This window comes from Catellatospora aurea (genome assembly GCF_042663325.1).
Lineage (GTDB): Bacteria > Actinomycetota > Actinomycetes > Mycobacteriales > Micromonosporaceae > Catellatospora > Catellatospora aurea.
Window position 1 is genome coordinate 100,724 of record NZ_JBHTAC010000018.1, and the last position, 22,058, is coordinate 122,781.

Genomic DNA, 22,058 nt, shown 5'->3' on the forward strand with positions numbered 1-22,058 from the left:
GTAGCCTGCCCGCGTGCCCCTCACACCCCTGACGCAGCGCCTGAGCTGGTGGAAGCCCGCCTGGTGGACGCCGCTGCGCGCGGACACCGCGCTGGCCGCCGGGCTGTTCGTGGTGCAGGTCAGCCTGGCGTACGCCGAGCCCGGCTGGGGCATGCGGACCAGTGCTGCCACGCTGCTGTGGTGCGCGGTGACGCTGCTGCCCGTGGTGCTGCGGCGCACCCACCTGTGGCTGGGTGTCGCGACGACCGCCGCGTTCACCGCGATCGGCCTGCTGTGGCCGCAGTCGCTGATGGGCGGGCAGGGCGTCGCGCTGTGGGTGCTGGCGTACACGGCGGCCGCGTACGAGCGGTGGTGGCGTGCCGTGCTGGCCACGCTGGCGCTGTGGCTGGTCAACGACCTGATGTGGGTGTGGGCGTACCGCAACGACGTGATCGTCGATGCCACCGGCTCGGAGATGATCTCCATGTCCGCGGGGATGGTCGTCAACCTCGTGGTGATGGTGATCACCTTCTTGATCGGACGCACCGTGCGGGCGCGGCGGGAGGCGTCGGTGGCGCTGGCCGAGCGGGCCCTGGCCGCCGAGGGCAGCCGGCAGGCCCACGCCGAGCAGGCGGTCGCCGAGGAGCGCCGGCGGATCGCCCGGGAGTTGCACGACGTGGTCGCCCACCACGTCAGCGTCATCGGCGTGATGTCCACCGGCGCGCGGCGCATGCTGCACCGCGACCCGGCCGCCGCCGACGAGGCGCTGGCCACCATCGAGCAGACCAGCCGCACCACGCTGCGCGAGCTGCGCCGGCTGCTGTTCGTGCTGCGTTCGGAGAGCGCCCGCGACGACGACGCCGACCGCAGCCCGCAGCCGGGCCTGTCCGCGCTGCGCTCGCTGGTGGAGCAGGTGTGCGAGGCGGGGCTGTCGACGTCGCTGCGGGTGGACGGCGAGCTGGGCGAGGTCGACCCGGGCGTGGCGCTGACGGCGTACCGGATCGTGCAGGAGGCGCTGACCAACGCGCTCAAGCACGCCGGACCGGCGCGCGCCGAGGTGCGGCTGGCCGTCGACGGCAGGCTGCTGAGCATCGAGGTGTTCGACACCGGGCGGGGGCCGTACGCGCGTACCCTCTCCGCAGACGGGATCACCATCGGCGCGGTCACCGGCCACGGCCTGCTCGGCATGCGCGAGCGCGTCGCGGTGTACGGCGGCACCCTGCGCACCGGCCCCCGTCCGGGCGGCGGGTTCCGGGTGCACGCGCGGATCCCCCTCGAACAGGCGGGGACGGCGGGCGCGCCGGTCCCGGAGACGGAAGCGGAGGTCGCAGGGTGACGGTGGTTTCGCGGTGAAGCCGATCCGGGTGCTGCTCGCCGACGACCAGCCGCTGCTGCGCAGCGGGTTCCGCATGGTGCTGGGCGCCGAGCCCGATCTGGACATCGTCGGCGAGGCCGCCGACGGCGCGGAGGCGGTGGACCTGGCCCGGCGGCTGCTGCCCGACGTGGTGCTGATGGACGTGCGCATGCCGCGCCGCGACGGGGTGGCCGCGACCCGCGACATCACCGCGGCGAAGCTGCCCGTGCACGTGCTCATCCTGACCACGTTCGACCTCGACGACTACGTGGTCGGCGCGCTGCGCGCCGGGGCCAGCGGCTTCCTGGCCAAGGACGTGCCCGCCGACGAGCTGGTCGCCGCGATCCGCACGGTCGCCGCGGGCGAGGCCGTGGTCGCGCCGCGCATCCTGCGCCGCCTGCTGGACCGCTTCGCGGGGCTGCTGCCCGATCCGGACGCGACCGTGCCGCACTCGCTGAGCACGCTGACCGAACGCGAGCGCGAGGTGCTGGTGCACGTGGCCCGCGGACTGTCCAATGCCGAGATCGCGCGGGCGCTGACGGTCAGCGAGACCACGGTCAAGACGCACGTCGGGCACATGCTGACCAAGCTGGGGTTACGGGACCGGGTGCAGGCGGTGGTGCTGGCGTACGAGACCGGGCTGGTACGACCCGGCTCTACTACCTGAGGAGGAGCCCGCCGCCCGGAAGACCGTTCCCAGGTCTGAGGGAGGGCTGGGCGGGCGCTGACAGCCTGTGGGGCATGACTTCTCCGGTAACCGACAGGCCCGTCGCGGGCGCCGGCGCCGCTGCCCGCGCGACAGACCTCTGGAAGGTGTACGGCTCGGGCGAGGCGCAGGTGATCGCCCTGCGCGGCGTCGACGTGGAGCTCGAACGGGGCCGGTTCACGGCCATCATGGGCCCGTCCGGCAGTGGCAAGTCCACCCTGATGCACTGCATGGCGGGCCTGGACTCGGCCACCCGAGGGCAGCTCGCCATCGGCGACACCGCGCTGAACGGGCTGGGCGACGCGGGCCTGACCCGGCTGCGCCGGGAGAAGGTGGGCTTCATCTTCCAGCAGTTCAACCTGCTGCCGACGCTGACCGCCGAGGAGAACATCCTGCTCCCGCTGGCCATCGCCGGACGCAAGCCCGACCCGCAGTGGTTCAAGACCGTCATCGAGACCGTGGGCCTGGGCGACCGGCTCGGGCACCGGCCCAACCAGCTGTCCGGCGGCCAGCAGCAGCGGGTCGCGTGTGCTCGCGCACTCGTCGCGCAGCCCGAGGTCATCTTCGCCGACGAGCCGACCGGCAACCTGGACAGCCGCTCCGGCGCGGAGATCCTGAGCTTCCTGCGCCGCAGCGTCACCGAGCACGGGCAGACCATCGTCATGGTCACCCACGACGCGAACGCCGCCAGCTACGCCGACCGGGTCATCTTCCTGGCCGACGGGCAGATCGTCGACGAGCTGACCGAGCCGACCGCAGACGCGGTGCTCGACCGGATCAAGCGCCTCGACGTCGTGGCCACGGGGGCCACCGAATGATCAAGGCCAGCCTCCGCGGCCTGCTGCAGCGCAAACTGCGCCTGTCGCTGGCCGTCTTCGCCATCGTGCTGTCGGTGGCGTTCCTGGCCGGCAGCCTGGTGCTGTCGGACACCCTGAACGCGCGGTTCACCGCGCTGTTCAGCACCATCAACCAGAACGTGTCGGTGGTGGTGCAGCCGAAGGACCCGCAGGCGGTCGACCCGGCCCGGCTGACCGAGGCACAGCTGCAGACCCTGTCCGAGGTCGACGGCGTGAGCGCCGTCTCGCCGGACGTGAGCGCGCAGGGCGTGACCCCGTTCCGGACCACTGACGGCGAGCCGGTCAGCGCCGACGCCGCGCTCGGCTTCGGCGTGGACGGCAACGACGACCCGCTGGGCCTGATCGAGCTGCGCGAGGGCCGCTGGCCCACCGCCGAGGGCGAGATCGCGATCACCGCGCACACCGCCGAACTGGCCAAGGTCAAGCGCGGCGAGCAACTGAAGGTGTACCTGCCGGTGCTCAACGAGCCGCGCTCGTTCACCGTGGTGGGCGTGGCCGGCTACTCCGGCGGCCGCGACAGCCTCGCCGGCGAGGTCGTGGTCATGTTCCAGCAGGCGTTCGCGCAGCGCACGTTCTACGGCGAGACCGGCCGGTTCGGCGGCGCGTCGTTCGCGGCCGAGGAGGGTGTCGGCGACACCGAGCTGAAGCGGCGGATCGAGGAGAAACTGCCCGCCGGGTTCAAGGCGCTCACCGGCCAGGAGAGCAGCGAGGAGCAGTCGGCGCAGGTCGGCGTGCTGTTCGACGTGTTCAAGTACATCCTGATCGGGTTCGCGGTGGTCGCGGGCATCGTCGGCATCTTCCTGATCTTCAACACCTTCAACATCATCGTCGCGCAGCGCACCCGTGAGCTGGCGCTGCTGCGGGCGCTGGGCGCCGGGTGGGGTCAGGTCGCCGGGTCGGTGCTGCTGGAGGCGCTGGTGGTCAGCCTCGTCGGCGCGACCGTGGGCCTGGCGGCCGGCATCGGGCTGGCCGCGGCGGGCGAGGCGGCGATCACCAGCGAGGTGGAGCTGCCCAGCGCCGGGCTGGTCGTCGCGCCGCTCACGGTGATCCTGGCGTACCTGCTGGGTGTGGTGGTCACGCTGGTGGCCGCGTTCGTGCCCGCGGTACGCGCCTCGTCGGTGCCGCCGGTCGCGGCGATGCGCGACGTGGTGCGCCCGGACAAGTCGCTCAAGGCCCTGTCCATCGTCGGCGCGGCCTTCGCGCTGCCGGGAGTCGGGCTGGTGGTGCTGGGCGCGTTCGCCGATCTGGGCGGCACCGCGTTCCTGATCCTGCTGGCCGGCGCGGTGCTGGTGTTCATCGGGGCGCTGCTGCTGTCGCCGCTGCTGGCCCGCCCGATCGTGCGCGGCCTGGGCGCGCTGGTCGGCCGGGGCTCGGCCGGTGACCTCGGCGTGCGCAACGCGGCCCGCAACCCGCGCCGCACCGCCGTCACCGCCGCCGCGATCATCATCGGCGTCACCGTGATCGGCATGACCGCGACCGTCGTCCAGTCCTTCAAGACCAGCCTGGAGGACATCATGGGCGAGAACATCGGCGTGGAGGTGATGATCCAGGCGAGCGTGACCGCCGCCCCGGACGGCCGGCAGGGCTTCAACCCGAAGGCGCTGGACCAGGTGCGCGCCATCCCGGGCGTGAAGGAGGCCGCGGCCTGGCACTTCGACGCGCTCGGGGTGAGCGTGGCGGGGCAGCCGCAGGCGTTCGGCATCTTCGCCACCGACGTCGGCCAGGCCGCGCGCATGTTCCCCTTCGACGCGACCGGCGGCCAGATCCGCACCCTGGCCGCGCAGGAGCTGGTGCTCGACGACAACACCGCCGAGACGCTCAAGCTCACGGCGGGCGACCGGACCCCGGTGGTGATCGGCGGGGTGACCCGCGACTACACCGTGGTCGGCGTGTACCGGGCGACGCCGATCATCCAGGGCATCCTGGTCGGCGAGCCCGCGGTCGCGGACTTCCCCGGGCCGCTGGCGTTCCAGGGCTTCGTGTCGCTGAACGACGGCGTCGACGCGGCCCCGGTCGTCGAGAAGATCGAGACGATCATGAAGGATTACCCGGGCGTGCAGGTCGGCGACCGGCAGTCCTACGTCGACCAGGCCACCGCGAGCTACGACTTCCTGCTGATCGCGGTGCAGATCCTGCTGCTGGTGGCGCTGGTCATCGCGCTGCTGGGCATTCTGAACACGCTGGTGCTCAGCATCGTCGAGCGCACCCGCGAGCTGGGCCTGGTCCGCGCGGTCGGGCTGAGCCGGGGCGGCCTGGTCTGGATGATCACCGTCGAGTCGGTGCTGATCACCGTGTTCGGGGTGTTCCTCGGGTTGGCCCTCGGGGTCGGTCTCGGGGCCGCGTTCACCAAGGCGCTGATGACGCTGGAGTTCGCGACGGTCATCGCGATCCCGTGGCTGGAGCTGGCGCAGTACCTCCTGGCCGCGGTCGTGGCCGGGGTGCTCGCGGCGGTCATCCCGGCCCGGATGGCGGCCCGGCTCAACGTGCTGGACGCCATCTCGTACGAGTAGCCGCCCGCCCGGGTCAGGGTCGCCCCTGACCCGGGCGTGGGGCCTTCCCCGCGTGCGGAAGCGGGGGGACGCTCACCCCGCGGGCCGAGGCCCGCGGCGCTTTCCCCGCTGACGATGAGTACACCGGCCGGTCGCGTGCCCCGCCTTGGCAACGCGGCCGGTCGGTCCATTCGTCGACCGGCCGAGGGAAGAACTCATGACAACAGCAGCCCCGCCCCTGATCCGCCAGCGTGTGGAGACCTCCGCCGCCCGCGCATCCCAGGTGTGGAAGGTGTACGGCTCCGGCGAGGCCCAGGTGGTGGCCCTGCGCGGGGTGGACGTCGAGCTCGAACGCGGCCGGTTCACCGCCATCATGGGGCCGTCCGGCTCCGGCAAGTCGACCCTCATGCATTGCCTCGCAGGCTTGGACTCGGTCAGCCGTGGCCAGGTCTTCGTCGGCGACACCGAGGTCACCGGCCTGTCCGACGCCGGGCTGACCCGGCTGCGCCGCCAGAAGATCGGCTTCATCTTCCAGCAGTTCAACCTGCTGCCGACGCTGACCGCGCAGGAGAACATCCTGCTCCCGCTGGCCATCGCCGGGCGCAAACCCGACCAGGACTGGTTCAAGACGGTCATCGACACCGTGGGCCTGGGCGACCGGCTCGGCCACCGCCCCAACCAGCTCTCCGGCGGCCAGCAGCAGCGCGTCGCCTGCGCCCGCGCGCTCGTCTCCCGGCCCGACGTCGTCTTCGCCGACGAGCCGACCGGCAACCTGGACAGCCGCTCCGGCGCCGAGGTGCTGGGCTTCCTGCGCCGCAGCGTCACCGAGTACGGCCAGACCATCGTCATGGTCACCCACGACGCCGTCGCCGCCTCGTACGCCGACCGGGTGATCTTCCTGGCCGACGGCCGGATCGTCGCCGAACTCACCGGGCCCACCCCGGAGCGTGTGCTGGACACGCTGAAGAGCCTGGACCGCGCCGCGCAGCCGGAGACCGAGCTCTGATGCTGCGCGCCACCCTGAAGAGCCTGCTCGCCCGCAAGCTGCGCCTGGTCCTGTCGGGCCTGGCCGTGCTGCTGGGCGTGATGTTCGTGTCCGGCTCGTTCGTGCTGACCGACGCGCTGGGCCGCTCGTTCGACAACATGTTCTCCTCGGCGATGGCCGAGACCGACGTGCTGGTCACCGCCCGGCCGGCCATCGACGTGTCCGAACTGGAGGGCGAGCCGGTGCCCGGCATGCTCGCCGCCGCCGACCGCGACGCGGTGGCCGCCGTGCCGGGTGTCGCGCAGGTCGTCGGCGAGGTGCAGGCCGACGGCGCCCGCGTGATCGGCGCGGACGGCAAGGTCGTCGGCTCGTTCGGCCCGCCGCGCTTCGGCGCGAACTGGACCGGCGAGACCGGCGGCCTGGAGCTGCGCGAGGGGCGCGGCCCGGCGGCCGCCGACGAGATCGCGATCAACGTGACGCTGGCCGAGCTGAGCAAGCTCAAGGTCGGCGACCGGGTCGGTGTGCTCACCACCGAGCCCAAGAAGATGTTCACGCTGGTCGGCGTGTTCGGTTACGAGGGCGGGCTGCCCGGCCGCGGGCCGGTGCACGAGGTCCGGTTCACCGAGCCGGTGGCGCAGGAGCTGATGCTGGGCACGCCGGGGGCGTACACCAGCCTGAGCGTGACCGCCGCGCCCGGCACCGACCCGGCCGCCCTGCGCGACGCGATCAAGTCGCGGCTCGGCGAGCAGTACGTGGTGCAGACCGGCCAGGAGGCCGCGGCGGCCATCGCGGGCGGCTTCAAGACGGTCCTGGACCTGTTCAACAACATCCTGCTCGGTTTCGCCGGGGTGGCGCTGTTCGTCGGCACCTTCCTCATCCTGAACACGTTCTCGATCATCGTGGCGCAGCGCACGAAGGAGCTGGCGCTCAGCCGGGCGCTGGGCGCGAGCCGCCGCCAGGTCATCGGCTCGGTCATGGTCGAGGCGCTGGCCATCGGGCTGCTCGCCTCGGTGCTCGGCCTGGCCGCGGGCGTCGGCGTCGGCGCGCTGCTGGCGAAGTTCGCCGCCGACTTCAGCAGCATCGTGCTCGCCTCCATCGGCGTGCCGCTCGCCGCGGTGATCAGCGCGTTCGCCGTCGGCATCGGCGTCACGGTGATCGCCGCGCTGCTGCCCGCGGTGCGCGCGTCCCGGGTGCCCCCGGTCGCCGCCCTGCAGGAGGTCGCCACCCCGGACCGGCCGCTGACCAAGCTGACGGTCAGCGGCGCCGTGATCGGCGCGCTGGGCGCGGGCTCGATCGCGTTCGGGCTCGCCACCAGCGGCGACGCGGTGATGTGGCTGCTGCTCGGCGGGGTGCTCGCCACCTTCGTCGGGGTGTCGCTGCTGAGCCCGGTGCTGGCCCGCCCGGTGGTTTCCGTGCTCGGCCGGCTGTTCTCCTGGTCGGTGCCGGGACGGCTGGGCCGGCTCAACTCCGGGCGCAACCCGCGCCGCACCGCCATCACCGCGGCCGCGCTCATGGTCGGCGTCGCCCTGATCACGGGCGTGAACACCACGATCACCTCGGCCGACCGCAGCCTGCGCGGTGACGCCGAGACGGGCTTCCAGGCCGACCTGATCATCTCGGGTCAGGAGTCGCCCGGCATGCTGCCGACGTTCGACGAGGCGCTGCTGCCGCGGATGCGGGCGGTGCCCGGCATCGCCACGGTCGCCGCCGAGTACAACGACCAGGCACTGATCAACGAGGAGCCGAGCGGGGCGTCCGCGGTGACCGACCTGCCGGCCGTCGTCCGGGACCTGTCCCTGGTCACCGTCGCGGGTTCGCTCGCCCAGCCCGGACCGGGCGAGGTCGTCGTCGACGACCAGAACGCGGCCCAGGCCGGGTTGACCGTCGGCAGCACGGTCACCGTCAAACTGCCCAAGGGCTCGCCGACGTCGTACCGGATCACCGGTGTCTACCAGCGGGCGCCGTTCTACGGCGGCTACATCTTCGGCACCGACGTGGTGCCGGGCATGCGCTTCCCGCAGCCGTCGTTCGCGTACGTCCGGCTGGCCGACGGCGCGGACGCCGCCGCGGCCCGCCAGGGCCTGGAGGCGCTGCTCGTCGACAGCCCCGAGATGCTGGTCGAGGACGAGCAGCAGTACCTGGACCGGGAACTGGGCGAGGGCGCGCAGATGCTGCTGATGATCCAGATCCTGCTGGGCCTGGCCATCGTCATCGCGGTGCTCGGCGTCATCAACACCCTGGCCCTGTCGGTCCTGGAACGCACCCGCGAGCTGGGCCTGCTGCGCGCCATCGGCCTCAGCCGCGCGGCCACCATGCGCATGATCACCGTCGAGGCCGTGGTGATCACCGTGTTCGGTGTGCTCCTCGGTGTCGCCGTCGGCATCGGCCTCGGCGCGGCCGTCGTCCAGGGCCTGGCCGACGAGGGCCTGAGCACCCTGGCCATCCCCTGGCCCGCCATCGGCGTCTACCTCGCCGCCGGCGCGATCCTCGGCGTCCTCGCCGCCGCCCTCCCCGCCACCCGCGCCGCCCGCATCAACGTCCTCACCGCCATCGCCCACGACTGAGGAAAGGAAGGGCACCTTCACAACGCTCTGCGTTGTAGAAGGTGCCCTTCCTTTCATTTGACCAGGGTTGAGCTGGGCGTTCTCACCACGCCGACGCGGCAGGGGCGCGTCGGCCCGAGGGTCACCGGCGCAGATCCGCCGGGGGATGGATTGCCAAGGAATCTTTGCAAAGATATGTTGGCGGTTATGGCCGCTGATCGCATCACTCTTGATCCGCGCACGTTGCGCGGGCTCGCCCATCCGCTACGCGTACGCCTGCTCGGGCTGCTACGGGAACGGGGGCCGTCCACCGCCACCCTGCTCGCGGCGCAGCTCGGGCAGTCCAGCGCGGCCACGAGTTATCACCTGCGGCAGCTCGCGCTCTACGGCTTCGTGACCGACGAGCCGGCCCGGGGCAACAACCGCGAACGCTGGTGGCGGGCCGCGCACCGGGGCACCACCGTGGACCACGTCGAACCCGAGTCGTTCGGGGACTTCGAGGCCTACCTGCGCGCCGTGGCCGCCCAGTACGCCGCCCGCGTCGACCGCGCCCTCGACGAGTACGCCACCCGCCCGCCGCAATGGCAGCGCGTCGGCACGATCAGCGACTGGACCGGGCAGCTCACCCCCGAGGAGACGAAGGAGCTGCAGGCCGACCTGTTCGCGGTGTTCGAGCGCTACCGGCGCTTCGACCTCGATTCCCCCGCGCCCGAGGGCACCGCCCGGGTCCACGTGCAGTTCCAGGTGCTGCCGTTCCCTGAGGCGGCTCCGTCCGAGGCGGCTCCGTCCGAGGCGGCTCCGTCCGGGGAGGGCTCGTGAAAGGCCTGGTCGGACTACTGATCGCGGGCACCGTGTCGCGGGTCGGCAGTGTGCTGACGTTCCTGGCGATCCCGTGGCTGGTGCTGGAGACCACCGGCAGCCCGTCCCGGATGGGCCTGGCCGCCGCGGCCGAGCTGCTGCCGTACGTCCTGATCGGACCGCTCGGCGCGCCGCTGGTCGACCGGATCGGGCCGCGCCGGGTGTCCATCGTCGCCGACCTGGCCAGCGCCGCGGTGATGGCGGCGGTGGCGTTCGGGCAGCGCGGCGGGTTCGGGGTGCTGCTGGTGCTGCTCGTGCTCGCCGGGGCGCTGCGCGGGCTCGGCGACTGCGCCAAGCGGGTGCTGCTGCCCTCGACGATCACCGCGTCGGGGGTGGACACGACCCGTGCCACCACCGTCTACGACGGCGCGAACCGGCTGGCCGGGCTGCTCGGCGCGGCTCTGGGCGGGGTGCTGATCGCCGCACTGGGCGCGCCGCGCACGGTGCTGCTCGACGGCGTCTCGTTCGTGGCGTGCGCGGTGCTGGTGGCCGCGCTGGTGCCCGTCCGCGCCACGGACACCGCCGCCGCGCCGCCGGAGCCGTACCTGACCGCGCTGCGCGGCGGTGTGGCGTACCTGCGCGGCGACCGGCTGATGCTGGGCATCCTGGCCATGCTGTTCGTGACGAACCTGGCCGACCAGGCCAACGGGGCGGTGTTCGTGCCCGTCTGGATCGACGAGGTGCTCGGCTCGCCGGAGGCGCTGGGCTGGGTGAGCGGCGCGTTCGGGCTCGGCGCGGTGCTGGGCAACCTGGTCTTCACCGCGCTCGCGCCACGTGCGCCCCGCTATGCCGTGTTCACCATCGGGTTCCTGATCGGCGGCTCCCCCCGGCTGGCCGTGATGGCGCTGTCCGACGAGCTGACGCTGGTGCTGGTGGCGGCCTTCGGGTCCGGGCTCGCGATGGCCGCAGTCAACCCGATCCTGGCCGCTACCATGTTCGAGCGGGTGCCCGAGCACCTGCAGGCCCGGGTGCTCAGCCTGTCCAACGCGATCGGGTTCGCGGGCATCCCGCTGGGCGGCCTGCTCGGCGGCTGGGCGGTGGAGCACGTCGGACTCACCCCGGCCCTGCTGGTCTTCGGCGCGTGCTACCTCGGCGCGACACTGCTGCCGGCGCTCTCCCCAGGCACCTGGCGCCAACTCGACCGCCACCAGCCGCAATCACTCCCTACTCACCCGCCCGCATCACCCACCGATCCGCCCGCGCCACGGCCCGGCGACGCCTCGGCTCGCGACGGCGAACCGATCTCGAGTGGATCCAGATGATTTGTTGTCGCCAGGGCGACCAGAAACCATCTAGATCCAGAAGCGCTGTCAACCCAGGTTGACGCTCTCGCGTTGTGTCAACTACGGTTGACACAACGATCGAGGGGAGGCGGGCGATGGACGCCGATGTGGTGATCTCCGGGGGCGGGCCGACCGGGCTGCTGCTCGCGGCCGAGCTGCGGCTGGGCGGCGTTCGCGTGGTGGTGCTGGAACAGCGCGCCGAGCCCGACCCGGTGCCGCGGGCCAACGGGCTGGTCGGCCAGGTGGTGACCGTGCTCTACCGGCGGGGCCTCTACCGTGCCCTGGCCCGCCACAGCAGTGGGCCGAAGGCGCTGGTCCAGCGCTGGTTCACCGGGGCGTACGGCGACCGGCCCCGCCCCGTGCGCGCCTTCTCGCACGCCGGGTTCCGGCTCGACCTGCGCCGCCTGCGCGAGGCCAACCCGCTGCACGTGCTCGCGGTGCCGCAGCGACGGATGGAGGAGACGTTCGAACGGCACGCCCTCGCGCTGGGTGCGGAGATCCGGCGTGGACACACGTTCACCGGGCTGGTCCAGGACGGCGACGGCGTCACCGTGGAGGTCGACGGCCCGGACGGGCCCTACCGGCTGCGGGCGGCGTACCTCGTGGGCTGCGACGGGTCGCACAGCGCCGTGCGCAAGGCCGCCGGGATCGGCTTTCCCGGCGAGACCAGCCGCGAGGTCGTGATCCGCATGGCGCACGTGGTGCTGCCCCGGACCGCGCTGACGCCGGCCGGCGCGCTGCGCGCCGCCGACGGCACGGTCTACCGGCCGTACCAGCTGCACCGCACGGCGTACGGGGCGTTCTCGTTCGCCTCGTTCATGCCCGGGGTGCACGTGCTGAGCACCCACGAGTGGGACGCCGAAGCACCCGGCGAGCAGGCCGCCATGTCGGTCGGCGAGGCGCGGGCGAGCCTGTCCCGGGTGGTCGGCGCGGACGTTCCGGTCGCCGATCCGCCCGCCGACGGCCGGCCGTGGATCCTGCGCAGGCTCACCGACCGCAACAACCGGCTGGCCGACCCGTACCGCGCCGGCCGGGTGTTCGTGGCAGGCGACGCCGCGCACGTCTTCGCCGGTTTCGGCGGGTCCAACCTGAACCTCGGCCTGCAGGACGTGGTCAACCTGGCCTGGAAGCTGGCTCTGGTGGTGCGTGGCCAGGCCCCGGAGGGGCTGCTGGACAGCTATGCCGCCGAGCGCGTGCCGCAGGCCCGGCGGGCCCTGGACCGCACGCGGGAGCAGGCCGAGCTGATGGCCCCCGGCGACGAGGTGACCGCCCGGCGGGAGCGGTACGCGGCGCGCCTGCGCGAGCCCGGGTTCCTGCGCGAGGTCGCCGAGGCCGTCGCGGGTCTGGATCTGCCATACCCGATGGGTGATGGTCATCCCCTGCTCGGCCGGATGGCCCCTGACCTGCGGCTTATGCACGACGGCCGACGGGTCCGGCTCGCGTTGCTGCAACACGGCGCGCGACCGATCCTGCTCGACCTGACCGGCGGCACGGCCCTGGCCGCCACGTTGTCCCCCTGGCGCGACCGCGTCGACCTGGTGCATGCGGCACCGCGCGACCCCGGCGCTCCCCCGGCCATGCTGATCCGCCCCGACGGCTATGTCGCCTGGGCCGGCCCTGCCCCGGACGACCCCACCGGCCTCCCCGACGCCCTCACCGCCTGGTTCGGCCCGCCCACCACGCCATGATCGTTCGACTTGCCCGGCACCTGTGCGTATCTTGAGCCCGCTTTCCCGCAGGTGCCGGGCAAGTCCGATGACCTTGGTGAGGCGAACGCCCGCACCGAACCCCGGCCGGAGGCCGTCCGGGATGTGGACGGCGGCGGGGCGGGTCAGCGGCGCAGCACCGCGTAGACGTCCTCGGGGGTGAGGATGCCGAGGACGTCGAGGCCGTCGCGGACCACGACCCAGCCGGTGTCGCCCTCCAGGAGCGCGGCGAGCGCGTCGCGCAAGGTGCCGTCCACCGCTACCGACGGGGCCTCTTGGCCCTCCTGGTCGCCGTCCGGCAGCGGGCGCAGGCCCTCGCGCGGGATCGGGGTCACGGCCAGCAGCTTGATGCCACGGTCCGCGCCGACGAACTCGGCGACGAACGTGTTCGCGGGCTTGGCCAGCAGCTCTGCCGGAGGCGCGAACTGCTCCAGCCGGCCGCCCTCGGACAACACCGCGATGCGGTCACCGAGGCGTACGGCCTCGTCCACGTCGTGCGTCACGAACACGATGGTCTTGCGGACGGTCTGCTGCAGCCGCAGGAACTCGTCCTGCAGCCGCCCGCGCACGATCGGGTCGACGGCCGAGAAGGGCTCGTCCATCAGCAGCACCACCGGGTCGGCGGCCAGCGCGCGGGCCACCCCGACGCGCTGGCGCTGCCCGCCCGACAGCTCGTGCGGGTAGCGGTTCGCGTAGCGGGGCGGGTCCAGGCCGACCAGCTCCAGCAGCTCCGCCGTACGTTCGGCGACCTGCGCCTTGGGCCAGCCGAGCAGCTTCGGCACGGTGCCGACGTTGTCGCGTACGGTCTGGTGCGGGAACAGGCCCACGTTCTGGATGACGTATCCGATGCGCCGGCGCAGCGCGATCGGGTCCACCGCGGTGATCTCGTCCTCGCCCAGCCACATCCGCCCGGCCGACGGCTCGATGAGCCGGTTGACCATCCGCAGGATGGTGGACTTGCCGCAGCCCGACGGCCCGACCAGCACGGTCAGCTCACCGGCGGGCAGCTCCAGGCTCAGCTCCCGCACCGCGACCGTGCCGTCGTCGTACTGCTTGCGTACGCCGTCCAGCCTGATCGACACCGCAGCGGTACGGTTCACCTATGCCCTCCAAGGTCAACGACGCTGTGCTCGTCTGGGGCGCACCGGGCGACGATCCGCGTAACCCCTGGTTCTCGTGGAGCTACGTCAGCCAGAACGCCGACACCCTGCTCGCCGCGCTGCGCGAACACCTCTACCTGACCATAGTCGCTGTGGTGCTGGCGACGGTGATCGCGATCCCGCTGGCGGTCCTGGCATACCGCGTCGGTTCGCTGGCCGGGCCGATCCTGGGCTTCACCGGTGTGCTCTACACCATCCCCTCGCTGGCGCTGTTCGCGTTCCTCGCGCCGTTCACCGGCATCGTCGCGCCGACCACGGTGCTGATCGGACTGACGATGTACGCGCTGCTCACCATCGTGCGCAATACGCTGACCGCGCTGCGCCAGGTGCCCGCCGACGTGCTCGACAGCGCCCGCGGCATGGGCTACGGCAAGCGTGCCATGCTGTGGCGCATCGAACTGCCGCTGGCGCTGCCCGGCATCATGACCGGCCTGCGCATCGCCACGGTCTCGACGGTGGCGCTGGTCACGGTCGGCGAGATCGCCGGCTGGGGCGGCCTCGGCGAGCTGATCATCGGGGGCTTCAACAGCAACTTCTACCGCCCGCAGATCATGACCGCGACGCTGCTCTGCGTGGCGCTCGCCCTGGTGCTGGACCTGCTCCTGCTCGCTGTCGGCCGCGCCATCATGCCGTGGACCCGCCGGAGGGCCGCATGAGCGAGCGCGAGCGAGCGAATCAGTGTGGCGAGGAGACGGCATGAGCGTGATCGAGGACGCGATCCTCTGGCTGAACGACCCGCTGAACTGGACCAATCCTGACGGAATCATCGCGCGCACGGTGGAGCACCTGTGGATCTCCGCGGCGGCGGTGGCCCTGGGCTGCGCGGTGGCCTGGCCGCTGGGCGTGTGGATGGGGCACGTCGGCCGGGGCGGCCCGGCGGTGGTGACGGTGACCAACCTCAGCCGCGCCGTGCCGACGGTGGCCTTGCTCACCATCTTCCCGCTCACCGTGATCGGCTTCGGGCCGCCCGCGATCATCCTGTCGCTGTCGCTGTTCGCGATCCCGCCGCTGCTGGCCAACGCCTACCTGGGCCTGCGCGAGGTCGATCCGGAGGTGCGCGACGCGGGCCGGGGCATGGGCCTGTCCGGCTGGCAGCTGCTGCGCAAGGTCGAGCTGCCGCTGTCGGTGCCGTACCTGGCCAACGGGTTCCGGGTCGCCGCGGTGCAGGTGCTGGCGACGGCGACGCTGGCCGCGTACGTCAACGGCGGCGGCCTCGGCATGATCATCAGCCGGGGCTTCGGCCTGGGCCTGACCGCGGGCGGCGGCCAGGTGCTGGCCGGCGGCCTGCTGGTGGCGCTGCTCTGCCTGTCCGTGGAGGGCCTGCTGGCCCTGGCCGAGAAGGCGCTGCTGCCCAAGTCGCTGCGCCGCGTCAGGCACCGCCCACCGGCCTCGGCCGCCGACGCGCTGCCCGCCCGCTCGTGACCGACACAGCCTGAGCGGGCATGACGTCGGTCACCCCAGGGCGGTCACCAGGAGCGGCTGACCTGCGTTTGTGAACGGTTTGCGAACTGCCGGACCCGGGTAGGCCGAGCACGGTTCACGAATTCATCGCAAGGATGTCTCAGGTACGGAGTAAGAAAGACCTTTGCGCATCATTCGCAGTGAAGACGACGGAAGGCTGAATATGGCAACGCACACCCGGAGGGCGTCCGTCCTCCTGCTGTCCGGTGTCGCCGCGGCGGCGTTCGCGCTGACCGGCTGCGGGCAGGCGGGCTCCTCGGGCACCGAGGCCCCCGCGACCGCCTCGGGCGCCGGCTGCGCGCCGGTGGCCGGCGACCAGCTCGTGGTCCTGGCCGACGACAAGCACCTGCAGAACGCCGACAACGTCATCGCGGTCGCCAACGCCAAGCGGTCCACCCCCGCGCTGCTGGCAGCCGTCGACAAGGTCGGCGCCGCGCTGGACACCCCGAAGCTGATCGCGCTGAACAAGGCGGTCGAGGTCGAACGCAAGACCTCCGAGGTCGCGGCGCAGGAGTTCGCGGCGCAGGCGGGGCTGGCCACGGGCCTGTCCGGCGGGTCCGGCCCGGTCGTGGTCGGCGCGGCGAACTTCCCGGAGAGCAAGACCCTCGCCGAGCTGTACAAGATCGCCCTGAACGCGGCCGGCTTCCAGGCCACCGTGCAGGTCTCCGGCAACCGCGAGCTGTACGAGGCGGCCCTGGAGAAGGGCGAGCTGACGGTGTTCCCGGAGTACGCGGCGACCCTCACCGAGTTCCTCAACCAGAAGCAGAACGGCAAGGACGCCGCCCCCAAGGCCAGCGGTGACGTCACCGCGACCGTGGCGGCCCTGAAGGAGCTGGCCACCAAGGCCGGGCTGACCGTGGGCGCGCCCTCGGCCGCCGCCGACCAGAACGCGTACGCGGTGACCAAGGCGTTCGCCGACCAGCACCAGCTGAAGACCCTGTCCGACTTCGCGGCCAAGTGCTCCGGCCAGGCGTCGGTGCTCGCCGGTCCGCCGGAGTGCCCGCAGCGCGCCTTCTGCCAGCCCGGCCTGGAGAAGACCTACGGCATCACCTTCGGCTCGTTCCAGCAGGCCGACACCGGCGGCCCGCAGACCAAGACCGCGGTGACCACCGGCAAGGCCACCCTCGGCATGGTCTTCTCCTCCGACGGCAGCCTCACCACCAACTGACCCACCCCACCACCGGCGGCCCGCTCCCCCTGGGGACCGGGCCGCCGCCCGTTCTCCGCGTTGATCATGAACCTATGGCACGGTTCGACGGCGTGTCATGGCCACAACTTCATGATCACCTTGTCGGTGGGCGGGTGGGCGGTGCGAGGGCGGGAATCAGGCGAAGCGGAACAGGCGGGCGGGCGGGCCGAGGGGGCGGGGTGCCGCGGCGAGGCGGTGCACACCGACCGAGAACAGCACGTCGTCCGGGGCGTGGAACACCGTCTCGGCGAAACCGGCCTCGGCGAACCAGGCCCGGATCGACGGGGTCAGGTCGGGGGCGCGCCGGGTCCGCGTCCAGATCACGGTCGCGCCGGGGGCGCACAGCCGCGGCAGCGCGGCCACGGTGCGCCGGACGTCGGCGTCGCCGATGTTGCCGAACACCCCCGCGAACAGCACCAGATCAGCCGGGACGGCGTCGGCATAGGACTCGGTCAGCCCGGCGTCCGCGCAGGCGACCGTGACGGACAGGCCGAGACGGCCGGCCTCGGCCCGCGCCGCCGCCGCGTTGCGCGGGTCGTACTCGATCAGCGTCGCCCGCACCCGGGCCGCGTCGGGCCGCCGCGCGAGCACGCCGAACAGGTCACGCCCCTGGCCCGCGCACGCGCTGACCACGGTCAGCACGGGCTCCGGGCGCTCGTCCAGCCACCTGTCCACGTGCTCCTGCACCAGCCGCAGTCTCCGCGACAGCGGCGACCCCGGATCGGCGTACGGCCCGTGCCAGTCGTACCAGTCCTTGTCAGCGCTCACAGCCGACCAATGTGCCACGACCGCCGACCGCCCGGGACCCCGTTCCGGCGGCCGTTGCGGCATGAACGAGCTCCGCCACGCCTCCGGGAGCCGACCGTGTTCGACCGCACCACCGCGTTGTGCCGCAGGACCGGCCTGCACGTCGCGACGACGCGCCGGCTGTGGGTGATCAGCTCACGCGCCGACGACCTGGCACACCACGTGTTCTTCCAGGCCGACGAGCAGGCCCGGCACTGGCAGGGCCGGTGGCCCGAGGAGGAGCCGCCGGCACCCGCGCAGGCGCTGGCCCGGCCGCCCGCGGACCCGACCGGCGCGCTGATGCCCGTGGTCGAGATGCTCTACTTCACCGCCGTGGAACGCGCCACCCGGCTCCCCGTCGCCGGAGTGTCGATCACGACGGGCGATGGCGGCGCACACCAGATCGGCGGCAACGTCCACCCCGATCACCGCGGCAAGGGTTACGGCCGGGAGGCCATGACCGCCGCATGCCGACTCGCGCATCGCCATTTCGGCATCGCCACGCTGGTCGCCGCCTGCGAGGTCGCCAACTCGGCGAGCATGCGGTGGCTGGCCGGATGCGGCTTCGCCCACGACGGCCCGTCGCGGCCGCACGTGCTGCCGAACGGGCGCGAGATCGACGCTCAGTGGTGGACCCGCACCGACCAGCGGGCTCGCCGACGCTGCGCGTGGCTGCGCACTCTCGCGGAAGCGACCGCGGTCACCGCTGAGCGGCAGCCCGCCGGCCCGGCGGTGAACGTGCGCCCCGTGGCCATGGCTGACCAGCCGCAGCCCGCCGGCCCGGTGAACGTGCGCCCGGCCGCCCCGGACCTCATCCGGTAGCGGTGCCGCCGCGCCGTCAGCCGGCCTGGGCCGGCGACGCGGCCAGGGCGGCGAGGGTGACGCCGGCCAGGGTGGGGAGCAGGGTGAGGCCGGTCATCGGCTTGAGGGTGACCGCGTTGGGGACGCCGATCACCCGGGTGCCGGCGGCCAGGGCGCTGGCCACGCCGGTGGGCGAGTCCTCGATGACCAGGCAGTCGGCTGGCTCGACGTTCAGCAGCTTCGCCGCGCGCAGGTACGGGTCCGGGTGCGGCTTGGTGAACGCGACCTCGTCGCCGCAGACCACGGCGTCGAAGTTGTGCCGGCCGAGCGTGTCGAGGGCCACCTCCACGGCCCGCCGGTTGGTGGAGGTCACCAGGGCGGTGGGCACGCCCGCGGCGCGGACCTCGTGCAGCAGCTCCTGCGCGCCCGGCCGCCACACCAGGTCGGTGGCGAACAGCCCGGACACCCGGTCGTAGATCCAGGCGGCGCTGGCGGCGGCCTCGCGCCAGGGCTGGCCGATGCCCTCGTGGAACAGCAGCATCGACTCGTCGACGGAGCGGCCGACCATCGCCAGCCGGACCTCGACCGAGATCTCCCCGCCGTACTCGCGGGCCAGCTCCTCGATGGCCAGGTCCCACAGCGGCTCGCTGTCGAACAGGGTCCCGTCCATGTCGAAGAGCACTGCCGCCGGAGTCATGCCCACGATCATCCCTGGCCGCGGCCGGGACCGCCGCCGACCGTGGCTGACATCACGCTCCGCCGTCGCGGCGGCCCGTGCGGGCCGCCGCACGCGGCCTCAGAAGCCCGGCAGGCCCTTGCCCTTGGTGCCCTTGGCGGTCTTCTTGATCTTCTTAGTGCCGAAGTACACGGTGCAGCGGACCCGGCGGTCGCCGGCGGCCCACGCCTCCGGGTAGGCCGGCCAGGCGATGGTGGACAGCCGGTACCACTGCGACATGCTGACCCCGACGTAGCCGGTGGCCAGTTCACTGCACTGCCGGTACAGCGCGAACCACTGCCGGTCGGACTCCGGGTAGGGCAGCGTGCGGGGCGCGCGGAAGAAGCCGATGTACTCGGCGTTGTGCGCGCTGGAGCAGGCGGCCTCGGTCATCTCTTCGATGTGGTCGTTCCTCGACACGGCGTTGGCGCAGCCGACGAGCAGCGCCGCCGGCTTGTCGCCCTTGAGGCTGCCGGTGCGTTCCGTCCAGGCCTCGTCGTAGTTCGCCGCGCTCACCTCGACCAGGTCGCAGCGGAACCAGCGCGCCCCGCCGTCCCACGCGCGCGACATCGGGATGGTCAGGTGCAGTTGGAGCCGCCACCGCCACCACGGGCCGCCGAGATAGTCCGCGGTCTTGGTGTCGCACTCCGCGTACGCGGCCGCGAGCTGCTCCGTGCCGGGTTCGCTGTCGCCGGTGAACGTGCCGACGTGGCCGACCTCCGCGAGGTGCTTCTCGCTGCACGACACCGGCTTGACGAAGCTGTTCACGGAGGGCGCCGGCCGGCTGTCGTAACAGCTGCCCACCTCCGGCACCACTGCCTTGACCTGAGCCATCGGCACCCAGTCGTCGGCCAGCTTCCCGTCCGCGCCGTCCGGCAGCTCGGAGCCGCACCCGGCCAGCGCGACGTTCAGCAGCAGCGCGGCCAGTATGGTGCCGGCCGTGAGGCGTCCCCGCATCGTCTCCCCGTTCATCGATTGCGTCGCAGCGTAGACAAGCTCTCGCGGTCGCGGATCGGCCCAACGGCCGATCTTGGTTTGCCGCGCGGCCCGCTGTCGGGGGCGGCGGATACGGTGTGGCCGAAGCGTTCCCCTCCGCGAGAGAAGGCCCCTTCCCCCATGGCCGCTGAGACCACCTACCTCGAACTGTCCGAAGCCGACGGCGGCTCGCACAAGTTCTACGAGGTCGTCGTCGACGACACCGAGCTGACCATCCGCTATGGCCGGATCGGCGACGCCGGAGCCACGACGAAGAGCACGTTCGCCGACAACGCCAAGGCCCGCGCCGCCGCGGCGAAGAAGATCGGCGAGAAGGTACGCAAGGGGTACGCCCCCGCGGTGCAGGGCGCGCGTTCCAAGCGCGCGGTGTCGCGGCGCGCCATCGTCAGCACCCGCTCGACGGCGAAGACCGCGCCGGTGCTGTGGCGCTACCGCTCGGGCACGTCCGCGTTCGGCGTCTTCGTCGACAGCAAGGTCTGCATGGTCGGCAACGAGGCCGGTGTGATCACCACGCTGTCGCACAGCGCCGAGGTGGTGCAGCAGTTCAAGCTGCCCGACGGGGTCAAGTGCATCGTCGCCGACGACGCCTGGCTCTACGCCGGCTGCGACGACGGCAACGTGTACGACCTGTCCGGCAAGGTGCCGCGCCTGGCCTACCGGATCGCCCCCGACATCGACATCTACTGGCTCGACATCCACGACGGCGTGCTCGGCGTGTCGGACGCGGGCGGGGGCGTGGCCGCGATCGACCACGAGGACGAGTTCCTGTGGCGGCGCAAGAGCCAGGGCTCGTCGGGCTGGATGGTCCGCTGCGACGCCGACGCCGTGCACCACGGCCACTCCGGCGGCGTGACCAGCTACGACTGGCGCACCGGCGAGCAGCTGTGGACCCGCAGCACCGGCGCGGTGCTGTTCGGCTGGCAGGAGCAGCACACGCTGTACGCGGGCACGTCCACCCGCAAGGTCGTCGAGCTGGGCAAGGACGGCTCGCCGCGCCGGGAGTACCAGTGCGACGCCCCCGTGTTCTCGTGCGCGACCAGCCCCGACGGGGCGTACGTCTTCGCCGGTGACAGCAGCTCCTCGGTGTACTGCTTCGACAGCTCCGGCACCCGCCTGTGGAAGCTGGGCACCGGCTGCGGCTCGGCGTACTCGATGCAGTACCACGACGAGCGGCTCTACATCGTGACCACGGACGGCTCGCTGGCCTGCATCGACGCCACCGAGTCGGCGATCCGGGCGGCCGAGCAGGGCACCGTGCCGGTGGTCGTCGACGTGAAGGCCGCGCACGTCGAGGCGGTGGCCGCGTCCACCACGGTCGAGGTCGTCTCCGCCGAGGCGGGCGCCGACGGCGTCGTGCTGGAGTGCTTCGAGGAGGGCGGCCGGCTGCGGGTGCGCGTGGTGTCCGAGGGCTTCCAGCAGTCGTGGCAGGTGCAGTTCCCCAAGGGCATCCGCGAGGCCGGCGCGCGCTACGTCGTGTCCGAGGTGCGCCAGGCCAGCCGGGGCGGCTTCTACCGCGCGTTCGGCGAGATCCGCCGCCTGGCGTAGCCCCGAATCTCCCGCCGCCGCGTCCGGGTGCCACCGGGCCGCGGCGGCGGGCCGTCCTCGCGGCGGCCGGAGCAGCGGGATCTCTCGGTCGGCCCCGGACCGTCGGCGCGAGCCGGGTCACCCCGGCATCACCCGATCTTCACAGTCTCACCACCGGCGAGGCAGGGCTGCTTCCGTACCATCGGCGGATGCTGCGCACCGACTGGACCCGCCGCCTGCTCGCGCTCGCCGCGGCGATCGCCGTCCTGGCGATCGCCCTGCTCATCAGGGCCCTCGCGGACGGGCCGCTGGAGCAGCACTCCGGCACCGCGCTCTACGCCTCGATGATCTACGCCGGGGTGTTCGTCCTGCGGCCGCGCACCACTCCCCTGGTCGCGGGGGCGGCGGCCATCGCGTTCTGCTGGCTGGTCGAGCTGTCGCAGCTGACCGGCGTGCCCGCGTACCTGTCGGAGCACAGCCTGCTGGCCCGACTGGCGCGAGGCGTCGCGTACGACCCGCTGGACATGCTCTGGTATCCGGCGGGTGTGCTCCCGCTGGTCGCGGTCCATCTGCTGATGCTGGCGCGGCTGGTCGTCCGGCCGGGACCCTGATCAGCAGGACGATGATCGCCGTTTCGGGTCAGAACCTGCGGCCTGACCGGCGCAC

General features: G+C 72.6%; 19 protein-coding genes. 15 read left to right on the top strand and 4 right to left on the bottom strand.

Annotated features, from left to right (window positions below):
- Nucleotides 1-13: 13 nt before the first annotated feature.
- The 9 genes from ACFQO7_RS19450 (at nt 14) to ACFQO7_RS19490 (ending at nt 12,742) form a co-directional block, all read left to right on the top strand.
- Nucleotides 14-1,315, top strand: coding sequence for a sensor histidine kinase (locus ACFQO7_RS19450; protein ID WP_376807670.1), 1,302 nt, complete (start codon nt 14-16; stop codon nt 1,313-1,315).
- A gap of 13 nt (nt 1,316-1,328) precedes the next feature.
- The gene (locus ACFQO7_RS19455) at nt 1,329-2,000 is read left to right on the top strand and encodes a response regulator (protein ID WP_275412091.1); all 672 of its coding nucleotides are present in this window, start codon (nt 1,329-1,331) and stop codon (nt 1,998-2,000) included.
- 74 nt (nt 2,001-2,074) lie between these two features.
- Nucleotides 2,075-2,857 (top strand): ABC transporter ATP-binding protein, encoded by a 783-nt coding sequence (locus tag ACFQO7_RS19460; protein ID WP_376807671.1) that lies wholly within the window; start codon nt 2,075-2,077, stop codon nt 2,855-2,857.
- Nucleotides 2,854-5,406 carry an ABC transporter permease gene (locus tag ACFQO7_RS19465; RefSeq protein ID WP_376807672.1) on the top strand — a complete coding sequence of 851 codons (2,553 nt, stop codon included), beginning with the start codon at nt 2,854-2,856 and terminating at the stop codon, nt 5,404-5,406. Before ACFQO7_RS19460 ends, ACFQO7_RS19465 begins: the two co-directional genes overlap by 4 nt.
- Nucleotides 5,407-5,602: 196 nt before the next feature.
- Nucleotides 5,603-6,391 carry an ABC transporter ATP-binding protein gene (locus ACFQO7_RS19470; RefSeq protein WP_376807673.1) on the top strand — a complete coding sequence of 263 codons (789 nt, stop codon included), beginning with the start codon at nt 5,603-5,605 and terminating at the stop codon, nt 6,389-6,391.
- A complete protein-coding gene (locus tag ACFQO7_RS19475; RefSeq protein ID WP_376807674.1) occupies nt 6,391-8,934 on the top strand; it encodes an ABC transporter permease in 2,544 nt (847 codons plus the stop codon). Before ACFQO7_RS19470 ends, ACFQO7_RS19475 begins: the two co-directional genes overlap by 1 nt.
- A 186-nt stretch (nt 8,935-9,120) precedes the next feature.
- On the top strand, nt 9,121-9,732 hold the full coding sequence (locus ACFQO7_RS19480; RefSeq protein WP_376807675.1) for a helix-turn-helix domain-containing protein: 612 nt from the start codon (nt 9,121-9,123) through the stop codon (nt 9,730-9,732).
- Nucleotides 9,729-11,033, top strand: coding sequence for an MFS transporter (locus ACFQO7_RS19485; protein WP_376807676.1), 1,305 nt, complete (start codon nt 9,729-9,731; stop codon nt 11,031-11,033). Before ACFQO7_RS19480 ends, ACFQO7_RS19485 begins: the two co-directional genes overlap by 4 nt.
- Nucleotides 11,034-11,149: 116 nt before the next feature.
- Complete coding sequence (locus ACFQO7_RS19490; protein ID WP_376807677.1) at nt 11,150-12,742, top strand: FAD-dependent monooxygenase; 1,593 nt, start codon at nt 11,150-11,152, stop codon at nt 12,740-12,742.
- 143 nt (nt 12,743-12,885) lie between these two features.
- On the opposite strand, the gene ACFQO7_RS19495 is transcribed toward ACFQO7_RS19490, so the two are convergent.
- The gene (locus ACFQO7_RS19495; RefSeq protein WP_376807678.1) at nt 12,886-13,860 is read right to left on the bottom strand and encodes an ABC transporter ATP-binding protein; all 975 of its coding nucleotides are present in this window, start codon (nt 13,858-13,860) and stop codon (nt 12,886-12,888) included.
- Between the two features lie 2 nt (nt 13,861-13,862).
- Here ACFQO7_RS19495 and ACFQO7_RS19500 point away from each other — a divergent pair, with 2 nt between their 5' ends.
- The 3 genes from ACFQO7_RS19500 (at nt 13,863) to ACFQO7_RS19510 (ending at nt 16,549) form a co-directional block, all read left to right on the top strand.
- Nucleotides 13,863-14,576 (top strand): ABC transporter permease, encoded by a 714-nt coding sequence (locus ACFQO7_RS19500; RefSeq protein WP_360540922.1) that lies wholly within the window; start codon nt 13,863-13,865, stop codon nt 14,574-14,576.
- 40 nt (nt 14,577-14,616) lie between these two features.
- A complete protein-coding gene (locus ACFQO7_RS19505) occupies nt 14,617-15,342 on the top strand; it encodes an ABC transporter permease (RefSeq protein WP_376807679.1) in 726 nt (241 codons plus the stop codon).
- 202 nt (nt 15,343-15,544) lie between these two features.
- Nucleotides 15,545-16,549, top strand: a complete 1,005-nt coding sequence (locus ACFQO7_RS19510; RefSeq protein WP_376807680.1) for a glycine betaine ABC transporter substrate-binding protein — start codon at nt 15,545-15,547, stop codon at nt 16,547-16,549.
- 156 nt (nt 16,550-16,705) lie between these two features.
- On the opposite strand, the gene ACFQO7_RS19515 is transcribed toward ACFQO7_RS19510, so the two are convergent.
- Nucleotides 16,706-17,338 (bottom strand): class I SAM-dependent methyltransferase, encoded by a 633-nt coding sequence (locus tag ACFQO7_RS19515; RefSeq protein WP_376807681.1) that lies wholly within the window; start codon nt 17,336-17,338, stop codon nt 16,706-16,708.
- Nucleotides 17,339-17,434: 96 nt separating this feature from the next.
- Here ACFQO7_RS19515 and ACFQO7_RS19520 point away from each other — a divergent pair, with 96 nt between their 5' ends.
- Nucleotides 17,435-18,178 (top strand): GNAT family N-acetyltransferase, encoded by a 744-nt coding sequence (locus tag ACFQO7_RS19520; protein ID WP_376807682.1) that lies wholly within the window; start codon nt 17,435-17,437, stop codon nt 18,176-18,178.
- A 16-nt stretch (nt 18,179-18,194) separates the two neighbouring features.
- Here ACFQO7_RS19520 and ACFQO7_RS19525 read toward each other — a convergent pair whose 3' ends face one another.
- Both ACFQO7_RS19525 and ACFQO7_RS19530 read right to left on the bottom strand, forming a co-directional pair.
- Nucleotides 18,195-18,839 carry an HAD family hydrolase gene (locus ACFQO7_RS19525; RefSeq protein ID WP_376807700.1) on the bottom strand — a complete coding sequence of 215 codons (645 nt, stop codon included), beginning with the start codon at nt 18,837-18,839 and terminating at the stop codon, nt 18,195-18,197.
- 114 nt (nt 18,840-18,953) lie between these two features.
- Entirely contained in the window at nt 18,954-19,844 is an 891-nt protein-coding gene (locus ACFQO7_RS19530; protein ID WP_376807683.1) for a septum formation family protein, read from the bottom strand.
- A 144-nt stretch (nt 19,845-19,988) separates the two neighbouring features.
- Here ACFQO7_RS19530 and ACFQO7_RS19535 point away from each other — a divergent pair, with 144 nt between their 5' ends.
- Together ACFQO7_RS19535 and ACFQO7_RS19540 are read left to right on the top strand one after the other, a co-directional pair.
- A complete protein-coding gene (locus ACFQO7_RS19535; protein ID WP_376807684.1) occupies nt 19,989-21,413 on the top strand; it encodes a WGR domain-containing protein in 1,425 nt (474 codons plus the stop codon).
- Between the two features lie 188 nt (nt 21,414-21,601).
- Nucleotides 21,602-22,003 carry a ribosomal maturation YjgA family protein gene (locus ACFQO7_RS19540; protein WP_376807685.1) on the top strand — a complete coding sequence of 134 codons (402 nt, stop codon included), beginning with the start codon at nt 21,602-21,604 and terminating at the stop codon, nt 22,001-22,003.
- Nucleotides 22,004-22,058: the final 55 nt, after the last annotated feature.

Bases quoted from the DNA above. Each gene is read 5' to 3' on its own strand.
- ACFQO7_RS19460 (WP_376807671.1), top strand. From the start codon at position 2,075: ATGACTTCTCCGGTAACCGACAGGCCCGTCGCGGGCGCCGGCGCCGCT.
- ACFQO7_RS19465 (WP_376807672.1), top strand. From the start codon at position 2,854: ATGATCAAGGCCAGCCTCCGCGGCCTGCTGCAGCGCAAACTGCGCCTG.
- ACFQO7_RS19470 (WP_376807673.1), top strand. From the start codon at position 5,603: ATGACAACAGCAGCCCCGCCCCTGATCCGCCAGCGTGTGGAGACCTCC.
- ACFQO7_RS19475 (WP_376807674.1), top strand. From the start codon at position 6,391: ATGCTGCGCGCCACCCTGAAGAGCCTGCTCGCCCGCAAGCTGCGCCTG.
- ACFQO7_RS19480 (WP_376807675.1), top strand. From the start codon at position 9,121: ATGGCCGCTGATCGCATCACTCTTGATCCGCGCACGTTGCGCGGGCTC.
- ACFQO7_RS19490 (WP_376807677.1), top strand. From the start codon at position 11,150: ATGGACGCCGATGTGGTGATCTCCGGGGGCGGGCCGACCGGGCTGCTG.
- ACFQO7_RS19500 (WP_360540922.1), top strand. From the start codon at position 13,863: ATGCCCTCCAAGGTCAACGACGCTGTGCTCGTCTGGGGCGCACCGGGC.
- ACFQO7_RS19505 (WP_376807679.1), top strand. From the start codon at position 14,617: ATGAGCGTGATCGAGGACGCGATCCTCTGGCTGAACGACCCGCTGAAC.
- ACFQO7_RS19510 (WP_376807680.1), top strand. From the start codon at position 15,545: ATGGCAACGCACACCCGGAGGGCGTCCGTCCTCCTGCTGTCCGGTGTC.
- ACFQO7_RS19530 (WP_376807683.1), bottom strand. From the start codon at position 19,844: ATGAACGGGGAGACGATGCGGGGACGCCTCACGGCCGGCACCATACTG.
- ACFQO7_RS19535 (WP_376807684.1), top strand. From the start codon at position 19,989: ATGGCCGCTGAGACCACCTACCTCGAACTGTCCGAAGCCGACGGCGGC.
- ACFQO7_RS19540 (WP_376807685.1), top strand. From the start codon at position 21,602: ATGCTGCGCACCGACTGGACCCGCCGCCTGCTCGCGCTCGCCGCGGCG.